The organism is uncultured Draconibacterium sp. (genome assembly GCF_913060805.1).
Lineage (GTDB): Bacteria > Bacteroidota > Bacteroidia > Bacteroidales > Prolixibacteraceae > Draconibacterium.
In genome coordinates, this window is sequence record NZ_CAJXTC010000007.1 from 1 (window position 1) to 19,115 (window position 19,115).

Annotated in this window: 8 protein-coding genes; 7 read left to right on the forward strand and 1 reads right to left on the reverse strand. The window is 42.6% G+C overall.

Annotated features, from left to right (window positions below; genetic code table 11):
• Positions 1 to 6 precede the first annotated feature (6 nt).
• Positions 7 to 6,597: an Ig-like domain-containing protein gene (locus QZ576_RS05540; RefSeq protein ID WP_297094904.1), complete on the forward strand. Its 6,591-nt coding sequence runs from the start codon at positions 7 to 9 to the stop codon at positions 6,595 to 6,597.
• A 109-nt stretch (positions 6,598 to 6,706) separates the two neighbouring features.
• On the opposite strand, the gene QZ576_RS05545 is transcribed toward QZ576_RS05540, so the two are convergent.
• Positions 6,707 to 7,939 (reverse strand): aminotransferase class I/II-fold pyridoxal phosphate-dependent enzyme, encoded by a 1,233-nt coding sequence (locus QZ576_RS05545; protein WP_297094905.1) that lies wholly within the window; start codon positions 7,937 to 7,939, stop codon positions 6,707 to 6,709.
• A gap of 528 nt (positions 7,940 to 8,467) precedes the next feature.
• Between QZ576_RS05545 and QZ576_RS05550 the strand changes: the two genes are divergently transcribed.
• The 6 genes from QZ576_RS05550 to glgP all read left to right on the forward strand — a co-directional run bounded on the left by QZ576_RS05550 (position 8,468) and on the right by glgP (position 18,944).
• The gene (locus tag QZ576_RS05550; protein ID WP_297094906.1) at positions 8,468 to 10,486 is read left to right on the forward strand and encodes an alpha amylase C-terminal domain-containing protein; all 2,019 of its coding nucleotides are present in this window, start codon (positions 8,468 to 8,470) and stop codon (positions 10,484 to 10,486) included.
• Positions 10,487 to 11,518: a GSCFA domain-containing protein gene (locus QZ576_RS05555; protein ID WP_297094907.1), complete on the forward strand. Its 1,032-nt coding sequence runs from the start codon at positions 10,487 to 10,489 to the stop codon at positions 11,516 to 11,518.
• Between the two features lie 73 nt (positions 11,519 to 11,591).
• A complete protein-coding gene (locus QZ576_RS05560; protein ID WP_297094908.1) occupies positions 11,592 to 13,538 on the forward strand; it encodes an amylo-alpha-1,6-glucosidase in 1,947 nt (648 codons plus the stop codon).
• Between the two features lie 47 nt (positions 13,539 to 13,585).
• The gene (locus QZ576_RS05565) at positions 13,586 to 14,878 is read left to right on the forward strand and encodes a glycosyltransferase family 4 protein (protein ID WP_297094909.1); all 1,293 of its coding nucleotides are present in this window, start codon (positions 13,586 to 13,588) and stop codon (positions 14,876 to 14,878) included.
• Positions 14,879 to 14,888: 10 nt separating this feature from the next.
• Positions 14,889 to 16,217: a glycoside hydrolase family 57 protein gene (locus QZ576_RS05570; RefSeq protein ID WP_297094910.1), complete on the forward strand. Its 1,329-nt coding sequence runs from the start codon at positions 14,889 to 14,891 to the stop codon at positions 16,215 to 16,217.
• A 153-nt stretch (positions 16,218 to 16,370) separates the two neighbouring features.
• Positions 16,371 to 18,944, forward strand: coding sequence for an alpha-glucan family phosphorylase (gene glgP, locus QZ576_RS05575; protein ID WP_297094912.1), 2,574 nt, complete (start codon positions 16,371 to 16,373; stop codon positions 18,942 to 18,944).
• The last annotated feature ends 171 nt before the right edge of the window (positions 18,945 to 19,115 follow it).

Here is a 19,115-nt window from a genome sequence, read left to right on the forward strand (position 1 = left end):
GAGCCAATGGAAAGCGACACAATTTATGCGAGCATTTGTGCCAACGAATTACCATTCGATTGGAATGGTACAGATATATTCAGTGCCGGACAATATTTAGATACGATTCCTGGCGAGATTGGAGTAGGTTGTGATACGATCCGAATGTTGGATCTGTATATCGAGCCGATGGAAGAGGATACGATGTACTTAAGTTTGTGTACGAATGAATTACCTTATGATTGGAACGGTAATCCAATTGTGTCTGCCGGTCAATACCTGGATACTTTACCGGGAGTTGTAGGTGTAAGTTGTGATACTTTATTGGTATTATTTGTTGATGTTCATGAACCTGATTCCGTATACATTGACACCACCATTTGTGAAGGAGAGCCTACCTTTGCCTGGGGAGTAAATACCATCCATCAGGTAGACTCTTATACAGATAACATTTATACCGATGTTCTTCAAAACCAGTTTGGCTGCGACTCGATCGTTTATCTCGATGTTGAGATACTGCGTCCGTTTGTAATAACAGATACTATTGAAGTTTGCGAAAACGAACCGGCATTTGCATGGCATTCGCTTAATATTCTAACAGACCGGGATAGTATTTACACTGATACACTTTATTACGAGGCTGGTTGCGACTCGCTGCGTTTGGAGTTAACACTTATCTCGCATCCAATTTCGGATACTATTATAGATACAACACTTTGTGAGGGAAGTCCGGAATTTGCATGGAATACACATGTCGTTTCAACTTTTATAGACAGTACCTACCTTGACACGATGACAAACATGTATGGTTGTGATTCAACCATAACACTTAATGTATTTATTTCGCCGGCGATAAAAGATACTTTCCCGCTTGAAGTATGTTACGGAGAGCCAATAGAAGATTGGTATGGACAAACAATATCTTCAACAACCGACAGTATTTACGAACATATTCTACCTGATCCTTCGGGTTGCGATACCTTGTTCTATTATGAAGTAACCATTAATCCGGTAACCGACACAGTGCTGTATTATACATTCTGTGCCGGACCTGGTGATACAACAATAAATAGTCAGACAATTACTTTCGATCAATCGCAGATATATTTTGATACGCTATATGCAGCAAATCAGTTTGACTGCGACTCTACTCTTATTTACGACGTAACTATCCTGGCCCCTGATACAACTCCGGTATACGAAACATACTGTATGGATGAAACTGTGCCCGATTGGAATGGATTGCCAATTCAAACGCAAGCAGATAGTATTTATCAGGCAACCATTACGAATGAAGAGGGCTGCGATTCAGTTGTAATACTTTACACTACAATTATTCAAGGTGGTGCTACTTTCGATACGGTTTATGCTTGTGTAGAATACGAGTGGATTGAAGGTGACGGATCAATTTTAACCGAATCGGGAGACTACTCAAATATCCTTGGCACTGCCACTGCCTGCCCCGATACTACTTGGCTGCATCTGGTAATCAGTAATCCGAAAATCGTCGCTGATCCGGTTAATGTACTTTGTTACGGCGATAGCACCGGAACGATTGATATTGAAGTTACTGGAGGTGTTGAACCGTATAGTTACCAGTGGAGTAACGGAGAAACCATAGAAGATATTAGTGGCTTGCCTGCCGGAACGTATTTCGTAACCGTTACCGATGCACTTTCGGATACACTTGGCTGTTTCGATACATTGACGGTGGTAATTACCGAACCAACTCCGATTACCATAACCGAAGAATTAATAACTCCGGTTCTCGTTGCCGGCGAATCAACCGGAAGCATCGAAGTTTCGGTTAGTGGTGGAACTCCTGACTATGACTTCGCATGGATAAATGTAGCTGGTGATACTGTGGGCTTCGACGAAGATCTGTTCAACCAGCCGGCAGGTGAGTACACTTTAATCGTAACCGATGAATACGATTGTCAGGCAACATTTACTGCTACTATTATTGAACCTGTTCCGATTGACAAATACATGGCACCGCTGGCTGATGAGATTTGTTATGAAGATCTGGAAAATTATCCTGTTGCGAATTCGCTTTCAGAATATTTGGCACTGGATACGACTGCGGATGTTTATTCACTTACCTGCGGACTTGATACTACAACATTCGATGTAGATATTGAAAAAATTACGATCGGAGTTTATTGTTACGAAGAAATTCGTACATACAGTATTGTCGATCTTTGTGGCGACACGCTAAGTGCAACGCATGTAATTATTGTTGATGATCAGGAGGATCCGACAATGTCTTGTCGTTCTCCGATAGTAATTACTAATGATGGAGTACCACCGGCATATGCTTCTGCAGACGAATTTCTGGCTGATGGTGGTATTTTCGATGATAATTGTGGTGTTGTTAGTTTCCGCCAGGTAGGTTCTGATGTTACCGATGGCGGAACAGAGCCGGAAGTGATAACTCGTGTTTACGAAGTGGCAGATTATTGTGGAAATACATTCCAATGTACACAGGAAATACAAATCTATCGTTCTGCTGCTTTCAGTATCGGCTGCGGTGGTTTGCCAAATATAAGTTATGAATGTAGAGAAGATGTACCTGTATATCAAGATTTGGATGAGTTTAGAAATGCAGGCGGTTATGCCCATAGCGACCCATTTGAAATCGATTCATTCTGGGTAAGTACTTCGAGTAATGGACAGACTTGCCCTGAAGAGATTACAGTAACATACTATATTCGAAATGAGAATGGAGAAATTGATTGGTGTAATCAAAAAATTACAGTTGATGATAAAACGCCACCCGAATTTTATTTGCCGGATAAAGTATTTTACGATTGCGATGATGCTAGTGAGTGGTTACGTGACCCACGTAATTTTTATAGCAATGGACTTGATGTAGTTAGATACGGAAGATTTGGAGGAGAGGGGGCTTCAATTTCAGATAACTGTACTGATATGAATAGAGCGAAGGTATATTCCAGCGGACAACTTGCTCCGGTAGGAACCTGCCCAACTTTAATTCAACGTGTTTATACCGCTGAAGATGATTGTGAAAACGAGACTACCATTACAGAAAATATTTACATCTACGATAATATTCCGCCTGTTGTTAATGCTAATTTCCCAACAGAAATTTCGGCTGAGTGTGATATGCCGGAACCTTACACAGATGTTAGTTCTTATGTTACTGAAGATTGTGGTCCGCTCGTAATCGCCTCTCGTGACTCCTTGGGTGGAATGGAAGAAACTGGTGTGGTTTATCGAATTTATACTTTTAGCGATCCATGTAACTCGGTAGAAGTAACTCAGAAGATTACTATTGAACTTACCAATGATCCAAAATTTGATGATATCGATCCATTGTGCCAGTTCTCAGTAGCACCATTATTGCCAACTACATCATTAAATAGTACACCAATTACCGGTTACTGGTTGCCTGATACAATTAGTACCGATCTTGCAGGTACATTTGACTATATCTTCTATCCTGATTCTGGATACTGCGCAGGTCCATACAGTATGAGTATTATAGTTATTCCGGCTATCCAACTGGATACAATTTTGGTTGATCAGGGCTATAATCCAAATCCTGTGGGAAGTATCGCCCTGGATATTAGCGGAGGAAGCGGAGCTTACACCATTAACTGGACCGGACCTGATGGATATACCGATTCGATTAAAGATATTGCCAACTTATATGCCGGCGATTACCGGGTGGAAGTAAGCGACAATATTGGCTGTTACGATAGCCTTTCGGTAACCTTGTTGGCATTTGAACCGGAGTTCAGTTGTCCACCGGATACTGCGATTGAATGTCCGGATGTAACACAATATCCTGCTGCTACAAATATTGATGAGTTTATAGCCATGGGTGGTCATTATCATCCGGGTGAGATATTGGCTGATTTCACAAGTTTCGAAGAAATGGTTTCAAGTGAGCACTGTTTGACTATTGAGCGTACCTATGTGATTGAAGATATTTATGGAAGACTGGATTCATGCAGACAAACCATCGACTTCTACGATACTATTCCGCCGATAATTATTGCACCTGTAGGTGATACTGTTGAATGTTTGTCATCGATAGATTCTGATATCGAAACTTATGCTGATTTTCTGGCATTGGGTGTTCCTGTAGTTGACGACAATTGTGCAATCGATCCGTCGTCATTTACAATTCGCGATACCATTATTTCTCTGCAACCGGGCCGCTCTCAGTTGATCTACTACTACAGTATTGCCGACATGTGCGGAAATATTGGTCGCGATACCTCTTATTATCTCATTATCGATGATAAGGCGCCTGAAGTATTCTGTGCAGATATTACCGTTTACCTGGACGAAAACGGACAGTATCACCTCACTATTCAGGACTCAATTGCTATGATCGATAGTATGTATGATAATTGTACTGCTCTTGAAGATTTGAGGGTTGAGATTGAAATTAAAGAAATTACTTGCGAGGATATAGAATCAGGAACGCAGGCGCGAATTATAGTATACGATGAAGGAGGGCTTTCGGCAGAATGTACCGCCAACATTACAGTTGTTGATACTCTTCCTCCTGAAGCTGTTTGTCAGGATATCACGGTTTACCTGGATGAAAATGGAGAGGTAACAATTACGGCCGAACAAATAAACAATACATCAACCGATAACTGTGAAATCGCATCTATCGATATTTCCAGAGATCGTTTTGACTGTACTGATGTTGGTGATAACCTCGTTCAACTAATTGTTACAGATATTTATGGATATACTGATACCTGTGAAGCAAATGTTACTGTTATTGATGAGATTCCTCCTCAAATTACCTGTATCACGGGAGATACTATACAATTAAGCGAAGAAGATGGTACCTTCTTATTAACATGGAATTATATCACAGAATCAGCCTGGGATGAATGTGGGATTGATACGGTGTTACTGGATCAGTACTTGTTGGATTGTGATGACATTGGACAAACAATAATCACAGCAACAGCTTACGATGTAAATGGCAATTCAAGCAGTTGTACTACAGAGTTTGTGATTATTGGTAATACGCCACCAAATGTTGTAAACGACTCGGCTGTTACACCAATGGATATTGCTGTTGATATACCGGTAACAAATAATGATTTCGACCTGAAGACAAATATTGATATCTCTACGCTTGGTGTTAGGATTAGTCCGCAGCATGGATCTGTTGTTGTAGATAATGAAACAGGAATTGTTACTTATACTCCCGATCTAGGATATGTTGGACCTGACATGTTCATTTATCAAATTTTCGATGATGGTATTCCATGTGAACCAGAGCCTGGAGAAGCCATTGTATTTATCACTGTAATTCCGGCGAACGAACCTCCTGTAGCTGTCGATGATTATTTTGAGGTGCCTTGTGGCGAGTTGTTCGGCAATGTTCTGTATGATAATGGTAATGGGGCAGACTCAGATCCGGATGGTGATGCGATAACAGTGAATCCTGTTCCGGTAACACCTCCTGACAGCGGAGCATTGACCTTGTTCGACGACGGACGATTCGAGTACATTCCGTTTGACGGATTCTTCGGAACCGATAGCTTCCAGTATGTAATTTGCGACAATGGAATTCCATCGTTGTGCGACACTGCCTGGGTTTACATTAAACGCGTTCCGGATAACGATTGCGACGGTGTAGCCGATGCCATTGATATTGATGATGACAACGACGGAATCCGCGATAATATCGAAAATGGTGGTTACTGGCCTGAGGATGGAATGGGACTGGTAGATTCCGATCATGACGGAATTCCTGACTACATGGATATCGATTCGGATAACGATGGAATTCCGGATAATATTGAAGGTCAGGGTGAACACAATTATATACCGCCAACAGGAATTGATGCCAACGGAGATGGTTGGGATGATGTTTACGACGTTTCAATTGGTGGTGTAATTACCTTCGACGAAGAGCTGACCGATACCGATGGCGACTCGATGCCGGATTACCTGGATATTGATTCGGATAACGACGGTGTATTCGATATGATTGAAGGACACGATGCCGACCACAACGGTATTGCCGATGTATTGAGATGGTACAGCGACGAAGACCACGACGGATTGGATGACGCTTACGATACTTATTCGGGATGGGCCGATTACGGAAATGAGATCGGAAGTAACGCACCGTTGCAAGATTTCGATGATGACGGAACCCGCGACTGGCGCGATACCAACGATGAAGATGACGAGTACCCAACAGTAATAGAAGACCTGAATGGTAACGGCGATTACAGCGACGATGACCTCGACCTGGATGGATATCCGGAATACCTGGATACCGAGCTGAACTGCGAGCTGTTTATACCTGAAGGATTCTCGCCAAACGACGATGGTGTTCACGACTTCTTCCAGATCTTGTGTATCCAGAAATATCCGAATAACAAACTCATGATATTCAACCGTAATGGTGTTAAACTTTGGGAGAAGGAGCACTATGGAATCCTTGAAGTTTGGGGAACGTACCAGGATGCATGGTGGTGGGGAACTTCAGAAAACAGACTTACTATTGGCCGATCAGGTGGATTGCCGGCAGGTAACTACATTTATGTACTGATACTGAATGATGGATTGGGTACGGTTAAGAATGGTACGGTAATGTTAGCATACTAAAAAGAATATCACTAAATAGAAAATGAGGATTTCACTTGATGTGAAGTCCTCATTTTTTTTTGTTTTGAGACAAGCTCTGAATGACGAATCGATTCTTAAAGTCAGCCAATCATTTCAGCGCCACCTCAATATCAGCAATAATATCAGCCACATTTTCAATACCCACCGAAAGGCGCATCATGCGGTCGTTTATGCAGGCTGCAATACGTTCTTCTTCGGTGAACTCGGCATAAATAGTCGAGTGCGGGTGAATAATCAGCGATTTGTTGTCGTTCAAATTAGTGGCCCGGCGAATGATTTGCAGCTTGTTCATAAAGGTGTAACAGGCTGCTTTCGATTCCAGCTCGAAACTCATAATCGTTCCCGGAACTCCGTTAAAATATTTTTGCGCTAACTCGTAACGATTATCCATTTCTAATCCAGGGTAACTCACTGTTTTAATTCGCGGATGTGCTTTCATAAATTCGCCTAAAGCCAGGCAGTTCTGGTAGCATTTTTCTACCCGAAGTTCCAGAATGTCGAGCCCCTGAATTTGAAAGCGCGCCGTTTGCGGAGCCATGCTTCCGCCCGTATTTCGGTAAACGTTTTTTCTAACCTTAATAAGAAAGGCATTGTCCTTAAATTTTTCAGTGTATGAAGCCGTGTTCGGATTCTTGTTCCAGTCGAAATTTCCATGATCGACAATGGCACCACCAAACGAAGTAGCTCCTCCCGAAATATATTTTGTGGTTGACATCACCTCGATATTCACACCAAATTTCCCGCCGCTAAAAACATTGGGTGGTGTAATCGTGCTATCGGCAACTAAAACCAGGTTATGTTTTTTTGCCACTCGCGACAACATTTCAATATCAGCAATATCCAGTTGAGGATTGGTTACCGTTTCAAAATAGATGGCACGTGTATTTTCGTCGATCAATTTTTCAATTTCTTCTTCCGAGCTTAAATCGCTAAAACGTGTTTCCATCCCAAATTCAGAAAGTGTGTTTTGTAGCAAGGCATAACTGTGCCCGAACAAACGATTTCCGGAAATAATATTGTCGCCCGTTTTGGTAAGCGCCATAATGGTATTTGTAATGGCTGCCATGCCCGAGCTTACAGCAATTACGCCGCTACTCTGTGTTAGCGCTTTTAATTTTAGCTCGAAATATTCCACGGTTGGGCTTGCCGTTCGCGAGTAAACATGGGCAATGTACTCGCCTCTGAAATTGGCCTCGATCTGTTCGGCCGTATCAAATTCGTAAGCCACCGATTCGTATAAAGGCATTTGCAGTGCCTTGTGTGGATCTTGTTTGGCGTAGGGTACATTTAATGCTGTAGTAGTAAATCCGGTTTTCTTCATTTGTCAATTTTTAACGGCGCAAAAGTAAGCTTTGTATTGCTTTTTTGCCTGTTTAATACAAAATACCAGTTGAAAAAGCCTGACATTTGACATCCCCACAACAATTTTAAAACATAAAAGTTTTTGGGGTGCCAATGCACTATGGTACAATAATTGTTACTTACCTTTGCATTTTAAGTTATAATTAAACAGCATTTAATTTAATACTTATAAACCATGGCGCCCCCCGTCATGGTTTTTTTTATTGTCTTTCCCGGAATAACTCAAAAACGGTATTCCTTTTTCAACTTATCAATTCGATTTCCTGAGTACCGGCAATTTTTCGCAGTTAAATAAATCTGAATCTTCAATGTCATGCATAAGAAGTCTGCACGTCAGACACTTAATGGCTCATAAGGAAAAAGAACTGGTGTTGAAGCGCATTTTCTTTTAATAATCTGCATTTTCACGCACGATTCTCTATCTTTAAAAAACGAATTCGAGCTTGTTGTTCGGATTTGAACGACTTAAAAGAAAGGAGCCCAACCTATGAAAAAATATCTGCCAAAATTAGTTCAGAACGATAAGTGGCTGGAGCCTTATGCCGGAGTAATTTCCGACCGGATGATTCTAGCCGATCGTAAAGAAAAAGAAATTACCGGCGGTAAGTCGCTGGCCGATTTTGCTACCGGACATTTGTATTTTGGTTTGCACCGAACCAATTCGGGGTGGGTAATTCGCGAGTGGGCTCCCAATGCAACCCACATTTATTTGGTTGGTACATTTAACGACTGGCAGGAAAGTGTTGAGTACTCTTTTGCAAGTCTCGATCATGGTGTTTGGGAATTGCATCTTGCGGCCGATCAAATGGCACATGGCGATTTGTATGCTTTAAATGTTCATTGGGCAGTAAATCATGGAAAACGTATTCCTGCCTGGGCTACGCGTGTTGTTCAGGACGAAAATACGCACATGTTTAACGCGCAGGTTTGGGCACCCGAAAATAATTACGAGTGGAAGAATCCGGAGTTTCAGCGTGCCGATGAACAACCACTGATTTACGAAGGTCATGTTGGAATGGCCGGAGAAGAGGAGCGCGTTCACACCTACAATGAATTTCGCGAGCAAATGTTGCCGCGCATAAAAGCCAACGGCTACAATGTTATTCAGTTAATGGCGATTCCGGAGCATCCGTATTACGGGAGTTTTGGTTATCACGTAAGCAGCTTTTTTGCCGCATCGTCGCGTTTTGGAACGCCCGAAGAACTGAAGCAACTGATTGATGAGGCGCACGGAATGGGAATTGCCGTGATTATGGATTTGGTACATTCGCACGCCGTAAAAAACGAAGTTGAAGGACTTGGAAACTACGACGGCACACGCTATCAATTTTTTCACGAGGGTGGAAAAGGCGAGCACCCGGCATGGGACAGCTATTGTTTTAACTACGATAAAAACGAGGTTTTACACTTCCTTTTATCAAATATTAGCTACTGGCTCACAGAGTATAAATTCGATGGATTCCGTTTCGACGGTGTAACCAGCATGTTATATTTTAACCATGGATTGGAAATCGCATTCACCACTTACGACGACTATTTTAATGCCAATGTCGATCAGGAGGCAACTACCTATTTTAAACTGGCAAATAAGTTGATTAAAGAAATTAATCCACGCGCGCTGTCGATTGCTGAAGATATGAGTGGAATGCCCGGACTGGCGACATCAATAGACGATGGCGGTTTAGGGTTTGATTTCCGAATGGCAATGGGCGTTCCTGACTTCTGGATAAAAATGATAAAAGAAAAGTCGGACGACGAATGGGAGGTTGGCGACATTTTTTACCAGCTCACCTCGAAACGAATGGACGAGCAGGTGGTAAGTTATGCCGAGTCGCACGACCAGGCTTTGGTAGGCGATAAAACCATTATTTTCCGATTGATAGATAAAGAGATGTATTTTTCCATGCGAAAAGATCAGCCGAACCTGATCGTTGATCGTGGAATAGCACTGCATAAAATGATCCGTTTGGCAACAGCAAGTACTGCCGGCGGTGCTTACCTGAATTTTATGGGAAATGAATTCGGGCACCCGGAGTGGATCGATTTTCCGCGCGAAGGTAACAACTGGTCGTACAGTCATGCGCGCCGAATTTGGAGCATCTCCGAAGATCAGGACCTGAAATTTCATTGGCTGTATGATTTTGATAAGGAGATGATTCAGCTGATCAACCAAAATAAAATACTTTCCATTCCTCCGGTTGACAAGGTGTTGGAAAATAAACCGGATAAAGTGCTGGCCTACCACCGCGGACTCTTTTTATTTGTTTTCAATTTTAATCCAACGCAGTCGTTTACTGATTATGGAATTCCGTTGGGTGCCGGAAAATATCAAATTGTACTGAATTCGGACTCCGGTCGCTTTGGTGGTCACGATCGGGTTGATGAGGAGATCAGTTACTACACCATGCCAAGCAAAGGAATGGACAGCCAGCATTACCTGAAACTTTACCTGCCGGCGAGAACGGCGCTGGTGCTGAAAAAAGTTGATATCCCGAAAGCGAAATAAATGGCCGAAGCAAAATTTCAAACCATCGTAGATGTGCCGCAATTTCCGTGGCAAACAGGTTATAAAATGAAAAACCTGTTTATGGGATCGTGTTTTACCGAAAATGTCGGGGCAAAAATGGAGGCTCTGAAATACCCGGTCGACATCAATCCATTTGGAATTTTGTATAACCCGCTTTCCGTTGCCAACGGGCTGCAGCTTTTACTCGAAGAAAAGGAGTTTTCAGCCGATGATCTTATAGAACACAATGGCCTTTGGCATAGCTTTAGTCATCATGGCCGATTTTCGAATACCGAGCAAAAGATGGCGCTGGACGACATTAATTCGCGTATTAAAAGTTCTGCATCATTTTTGAAGCAAGCCGATTTTCTGTTTCTCACCTTTGGAACAGCCTGGATTTATCGTTACAAAAAAAGCGGCGAGCTGGTTTCGAATTGCCATAAAATTCCGGCCCGTGAGTTTGTGCGCGAACGTTTGTCGGTGCAGCAGATCGTTGAGGTTTATCGCGATTTGCTAACAAAGATCTGGCAAATAAATCCTGATCTGAAAGTGGTTTTTACGGTCAGCCCAATTCGTCATTGGAAAGATGGCGCCATTGAAAATCAGCGAAGTAAGTCGGCGTTGATACTGGCTGTTGATCAATTGATTCAGGAGCTTGGTGCTGAAAAATGTGCGTATTTTCCGTCGTACGAAATAGTGATGGATGAACTGCGCGATTATCGTTTTTATGCCGAAGATATGTTGCACATTTCGGAGGTGGCCATAAAGCATATTTGGTCGCGTTTTGAAGCGGTACTAATCAATCCTGAAAGTATTGAAATTGCTAGAGAAGTTCAAAAAATAAGCAATGCTGTAAAGCATCGCCCAATCAACAAAAAATCCCTTGAATATTCCAAATTTCTCCTTAGTTTTCTTAATAAATTAGAGTTGCTGGAAAAAAGATTCCCGTATCTTAATTTAAAGTTAGAAAAAGAATATTTTAATGTACAGATTGAGCAATTTGGAGGGGGTGACCAAACAATTGTAAGTTAAATCTCTTAACTTAGTAGGGACAACTTCGTTGTGACTGCTGAACCAATACTCAATTTACCAAAGTGTTACTGATATGCATTACCTTCAATTTGATAAGGAACAGCTGGTAAATCTTGAATATTCGCTGTTCAAAGAAATATTACGATCAAACAGAGCCGGTTCTTATTTAAGTACCACGCTAAATGGGTGCAATACGCGCAAATACCACGGTTTGCTGGTGTGTCCTATTGAGAATTTTGGAGGTGAAAAGCATGTGTTGCTTTCATCGCTCGATGAAACAGTAATACAAAACGAGGCTGAATTCAACCTCGGAATCCACCGCTACAAAGGCGGAACCTACGAACCTAAAGGGCACAAATACATCCGTAATGTGGAGTTTGATGCCATACCAAAAATCACATACCGGGTTGGAGGAGTAGTGCTAACCAAAGAACGACTACTGGTTGAAAAAGAGGAACAAATTCTGATAAAATATACGCTTGAGGAAGCGAAGTCGCCAACAACGCTGCGACTAAAACCGTTTCTGGCTTTCCGAAATATTCATCAGCTGAGTAAGGCAAATATGTTTGTAAACCGTAAGGTTGGCAAAACCAAAAACGGGGTTAAAGCATGTTTGTACGACGGTTACCCCGATTTGTTTATGCAATGCAGCAAAGCGGTTGATTATGTGGCCGCGCCCGACTGGTATTACGATATCGAATACCTGAAAGAACTGAACCGCGGCTACGATTATTTGGAAGATCTTTTTGTGCCGGGCTATTTTGAGTTCCCCATGAAAAAAGGCGAGTCTATCGTTTTTGCCGCGGGTTTAACCGAAGCGAATCCAGTGTCGTTAAAACAACGATTTACCAAAGAGCAGAAAAAACGTGGCGGCAAAGAAACCTTCAACAGTGTTTTGGAGCGGGCCGCGCATCAGTTTATAATGCACGAAGGATACACGGCCGATATTATTGCCGGATTTCCCTGGTACAACAGCATTACGCGCCAAACTTTTGTGTCTCTTCCCGGATTGTGCCTGTCGTTTAACGACCCGAAACTGTGTGAGAAAATACTCGATTCGTACCTGAAATATTTTAACGATGGTTTTTTCCCCGATCAGATCAAGGATAAAGAGCTGCAGTACCATTCTGCCGACACATCGTTGTGGTTTATCTGGGTCATTCAGCAATATTTAAAGAAAAAGAACAATCCAAAGTTTCTGTGGAAAATGTATGGCGAAGTGATCAAAAGGATTCTCAACGCTTATACCGATCAGAAACTGGACTATATAAAAGTGCTGCCCAACGGATTAATTTATGCCGAAAAGGAAGATGCCGCATTAACCTGGATGAATTCGAGCATAGACGAGAAAGCAGTTTTGCCGCGTGCGGGAATGCCGGTTGAAGTGAATGCACTGTGGTTTAACGCCATTTGTTTTGCGCTCGATTTGGCTGATATGGCCGGCGATCGTGAATTTATTACGCAGTGGAAACACATGGTGAATAAAGTGGCGCAGTCGTTCCTGAAAACATTCTGGAGCGAAGGGCACGGTTACCTTGCCGATGTGGTAAAAGATGAGCAGCAAGAATGGGCAGTGAGGCCAAATATGGTAATTGCTGTGGCCATGGATTATACGCCGCTTACCAAAGAACAACAAAAACAAGTGTTAAGTGTGGTGAAGCGAAAACTGCTTACAAACAGGGGGCTGCGAACATTGTCGCCCGACCATTTGCGTTACATTGGCGATATTGACGGTGGTCCGAAAGAACGTGAATTGGCGGTTCATCAGGGAGCAGTTTGGCCCTGGTTGCTACAGTTTTTTGTTGAAGCCTATTTGAAAATTCATAAGCGCGGAGGCTTGCCGTTTGTGAAACAGATTATGGAAAGTTTTGAAGCCGAAATGACAGAACACTGTATCGGGAACATTCCTGAAATGTACGATGGCGATCCGCCGCATGTTGGCAAAGGAGCCATTTCGCAAGCCTGGAATGTGGCAGGCGTTTCGTATGCACTCGATTTGGTGCAGAATTATAATGAATAAGCCAAAGTCGATTGATTTTGGTTGCAACCGGAAAATTAGAAGATTAGATGAAGGTATTAATGTTTGGATGGGAATTTCCTCCCCATATCTCCGGTGGATTGGGGACAGCCTGTTACGGGCTTACAAAAGGAATGGCGGAGATTGAAGATGTCGACGTAACTTTTGTGGTTCCTAAGGCTTTTGGCGACGAAAATCCGTCGCGAATGAAGCTGGTTGGAGCCAATACAATTCCCGTAAACCGAACGACCTTTACTTTTGATGAGGGCGGAAAAACAATGGAATACCTCGAAGTAGATTCGCCCATTCTTCCGTATGTTACCGAAGATGAATTCTGGACACTAAAAAGCAAACGTTACTCGGGCCAGACAAAATTTGTTGAAACCGACGAAAACTCAAAAATAGAATTCAGCGGAGGCTACGGCCCCGATCTGTTAAAAGAAATTCGCGATTACGCGCTTGTGGCCCGTTTAATTGCGGAAGATAATCCCTGCGACATCATTCATGCGCACGATTGGCTCACTTATCCGGCAGGAATTGCTGCCAGTAGGGCCACCGGAAAACCTTTGGTTATTCATGTGCACGCTACTGATTTTGATAGGAGCGGAGGCGATGTAAATCCCAGAGTTTATGCCATTGAGCGCGAAGGAATGGAGGCTGCCGATAAAATTATTGCAGTGAGCAATCTTACCCGAAGAATGGTAATCGATAAGTACGGAATTCCGCCCGAGAAAGTGGTTACCGTTTATAATGCGGTGGAGTCGGTAAATAAAGAAAAAGGAACTTTGCCGCCAAAAGGCGTTAACGATAAAGTGGTTACTTTTTTAGGACGGATAACCATGCAAAAAGGCCCCGGCTATTTTGTTGAAGCTGCCAACCTGGTACTGAAAAAAATGCAAAATGCACGTTTTGTTATGGCCGGAAGCGGCGATATGATGAACGAAATGATTGCGCGAACAGCAGCGCTTGGCATCGCCGATAAGTTTCATTTTACCGGTTTTCTGAAAGGAAACGATGTGAACGATCTTTTTAGCATGACCGATGTGTTTGTTATGCCGTCGGTGTCGGAACCTTTCGGAATTGTTCCGCTTGAAGCCATGCAGTTAAATGTTCCGGTAATTATATCCAACCAGTCGGGGGTGTCGGAAATAGTAAAACATGCCATAAAAATCGATTTTTGGGATACTTATGCAATGGCCGATGCGATTTATGGTGTTTTGAATTATTCCTCTTTGGCACAGCATTTTAAAAGTGCCGGAAAAACCGAAGTGGAAGAATTGAAGTGGACACACTCGGCCAACGAAGTGAGAAAAGTTTACGAGAGTACCTTGCAAGAACATTAACCCAGTTACTATGAAATCAATTTGTTTGTTTTTTCAAATACATCAACCGTTCAGGCATCGTCGCTACCGTTTTTTCGACATCGGTAACGACCACTATTATTACGACGATTATTCGAACGAAAGCATTATCCGAAATATCGCCGACAAAAGTTATTTGCCGGCCAATAAATTGTTGCTTGAGCTGGCGAAAAAACTGGGCAGTAAGTTTAAAGTGGCCTTTTCGATAACCGGCGTGGCCCAAGAGCAGTTTGAGCTTTATGCGCCCGAAGTTATTGAGTCGTTTCAGAAACTGGCAAAAACAGGTTGTGTTGAGTTTTTAGCCGAAACTTACTCGCATTCATTAAGCTCGTTAAAAGATATACATGCTTTTACCGACCAGGTGAAAAAGCACGATGATCAGATATTCCGATTATTCGGACAGAAGCCACGTGTTTTCAGAAATACCGAAATGATCTACTCCGACGAAATCGGGGAAAAAGTGGCAAAGCTGGGTTATTCGGCCATGTTAACCGAAGGAGCTAAACACGTGCTGGGATGGAAAAGTCCGGATTTTCTGTATGTAAATGCCATTAATCCGCGCTTAAAAGTATTAATGCGCAACTATAAACTGAGCGACGATATTGGATTTCGTTTCTCGGATGAAAACTGGGATAAATACCCCTTAACAGCAGAAAAATATGTGAGTTGGCTGGAACATGTTGGCGAAAAAGAAGAGGTAATAAACCTGTTTATGGGTTACGATTCGTTCGGAGCCCGTCAGCCAAAAGAAGCTGGAATATTCGATTTTTTAAAAGCCTTGGCCGAACAGATCGTAAAAAGCGATAAGCTAAAATTTGCAACTCCCTCAGAAGCAGTTGATGAACTTCAGCCGATTTCGGTTGTTAGTGTTCCACATCCAATTTCCTGGAGCGACGAAGAGCGCGACCTTAGCGCCTGGCTTGGAAACGAGATGCAAAAAGAGGCCTTTGAAAAATTGTATGCTATGAAAGATCAAATGGCCCGGTGTACCGACGCCGATCTTCAAAAGGATTGGAATTACCTGCAGGCAAGTGATCACTTTTTTTATATGTCGACTAAGTTTTTTGCCGGTGGTGATCCGCATAAATCGTACAGCCATTTCGATTCGCCTTACGAGGCTTTTATCAATTATATGAATGTGCTGAGCGATTTTAAAATCCGTTTAAATACACACGTTCCCGAAAGTGAAGTGGAAAATGAAATTGCTTCGCTTCATCGAATGCTGGAAGAAAAAGAAGAAAAAATTAAAAGAATGGAAGCCGATTTGCTCCGCTTGCAAAAAGCAAAAAAGCAAAAAACGGCTTCACGAAAAAAGAAATAGGCTATTTATCGCCAACATTAAATTCACTTAACGATAATTATAGAACAAACAATTTGTTGAAATGATAATTTAATTTTGCAGCTCGTTCTAAGCAAGTTAGAGCGATCAGCTTGCCCGCCGGGCATAGTTTGTAATTAATAAAACAAGAAGAAAATGGAAGAGAAAAAATTTATAAAAAACCCGGTAGTGGGAGAGCCGGTATGGAAAAGGATTATTGTAGAATCTAACGTTCCGGAAAGTCTTTCACCACTGCGCGATCTTTCAAAAAACCTGTGGTGGGTTTGGAATACTGAAGCACGCGAATTGTTTCAGGAAATAGATGCGGAAATTTGGGAAGAGTGCGCTCATAACCCAATTGTTTTGCTCGACCAGGTGAGCTACAATCGTTTTAAAGAGCTGGAAAACGATGAAATGTTCTTAGCCCGCATGCACGAAGTAAATGCGAAGTTCAATCAATATCTCGAAGAAAGAAAGAATCTGGCCGGGCCGGAGATTGCTTATTTCAGTATGGAGTATGGATTGCACGACAGCTTAAAGATATTCTCGGGAGGTCTAGGTATTCTTGCCGGCGACTACCTGAAAGAGGCCAGCGATATGAAGACAAATCTTGTTGCCGTAGGTTTGCTGTATCGTTATGGTTATTTTAAACAAAACCTGAATTTGCACGGAGAGCAGATGGCCATTTATGATGCTCAGCAATTCTCTAAAATTCCTGTTCAGCCGGCGCTTGATGCCAATGGCGAATGGGTGAGAGTTGAAGTGCAATATCCGGGAAGAACGGTAATTGGCCGTGTTTGGCAAACCAATATCGGATCGGTGAAACTGTTCTTACTCGACACCGACCATCACGAAAACAGCGATGCCGATCGTTTTGTTACGCACCATTTATATGGCGGCGATAACGAAAACCGACTGAAACAGGAAATGTTACTCGGTTTAGGTGGTATTCAGGCATTAAAAAAACTGGGATACAAATCAGACGTTTACCACTGTAACGAAGGCCATGCGGCGTTTATTGGCATTGAGCGTATTGCCAACATGATGGCAGAAGAAAAACTGTCGTATGCCGAAGCGAAAGAAGTGGTAAATGCATCAACCGTATTTACTACACATACACCTGTTCCGGCGGGTCACGATTCGTTCCACAACGATCTGTTCCGTCATTACATGGATTTCTATCCTGAAAAGCTTGGTTTAAGCTGGGAGAACTTTGAAATGTTGGGTAAAGCACGTGCCGAGGAAGACCACTTTAACATGAGTTATCTGGCCAGCAACCTGTCGCAGGGAATTAACGGCGTTAGTATGTTGCACGGCGATGTAAGTAAGGCCGTTCTTAAAAATCTTTACCAGGGTTATCTTGAAGAAGAGCTGGAGATTGGTTATGTAACCAACGGTGTTCACTATCCAACGTGGGCAGCGCAAGAGTGGAAAGACATTCATAAACGATATTTTGGCGAGCAGTTTCCAGCCAATCAGTTGGATTTTGATGTTTGGAAAAACATTTACAATGTTCCTGATCACGAAATTTGGGAGCTGCGTAAAAAGTTGCGTCAAAAACTGATCAACTACATTAAACAGCGTTTTTCTGATAACTGGATCAAACGTTCGGAGAATCCGAAGTTGATTACCGAGATTCTTGGAAAATTGAATCCAAATACGCTTACCATCGGTTTTGCCCGAAGGTTTGCCACTTATAAACGTGCACATTTGTTGTTCCGCAACCTCGACAGGTTGGCAAAGATCGTAAACGATCCGGCGCGTCCGGTGCAGTTTATCTTTGCAGGTAAAGCGCACCCGGCCGACCAGGCTGGTCAGGACTTGATCAAACACATTGTGGAAGTATCAAAACGTCCTGAGTTCCGCGGTAAAATTCTTTTCGTTCAGAATTACGATATGAACCTGGCAAAAATGCTGTTACAAGGTGTTGACGTTTGGATGAACACACCAACCCGTCCGTTGGAAGCATCGGGAACCAGTGGTGAAAAAGGCGTAATGAACGGAACGTTGCACTTCTCGGTACTCGACGGCTGGTGGGTTGAAGGTTACCAGAAAGATGCCGGTTGGGCACTGCCTGCAGAGCGCGCTTACGATGTTCAGGATTTCCAGGATGAGCTGGATGCTGAAACCATCTACAATATTTTAGAAGAGGAAGTTGTATCGGCATACTACGATCGCAACCAGTACGATGTTCCTGAAAAATGGGTAGGATATGTGAAAAATACCATTGCAAATGTGTCGCCAGACTTTACCACATCGCGAATGATGCGCGACTACAAGGATCGTTATTACAATCCGCAGTATGAACGCACTCAGAAAGTGAAAGCCGACGGTTTTAAACTGGCAAAAGAATTGGCTGCATGGAAAGAAAAAGTTGCCGCAAAATGGGATGAAATTGAAGTGAAAAACATCGAAATTATCGACGGAATTGCGCATACCATGATTATGGGCGACGAGTATCCGGTAAAAGTTTCGGTTGATCTTAAAGGATTGAAGCCCGAGGATGTTGGTTTAGAGTTGGTAATTACAGAAAGTGATGACGACGGACAGGAAAAAATTGTACGAACAATAGAATTTGCTCCAGAAAAATGTGAAGGTACAGGATGTTGTTACAAACACTCCATTTTACCAGATCATCCGGGATCGTTCGCTTACAGTTTCCGTTTGTACGCGAAACATCCGGAACTGCCACACCGCCAGGATTTCCGATTCATTAAATGGATCAGTTAATTCGGCAGTAAAGCCTTGATAATATTTGCAAAAGCAAAATTGAAATACAAAAAAAGGTGCTCGTTTGGGCACCTTTTTTTATTGCTGTGAACCAACGCTGCCGTGCAACTTTAGTTTCAAAAAGCGGACGATTAGCAAAATAGTAATTAGCGTCATTTTTACATTTCATTC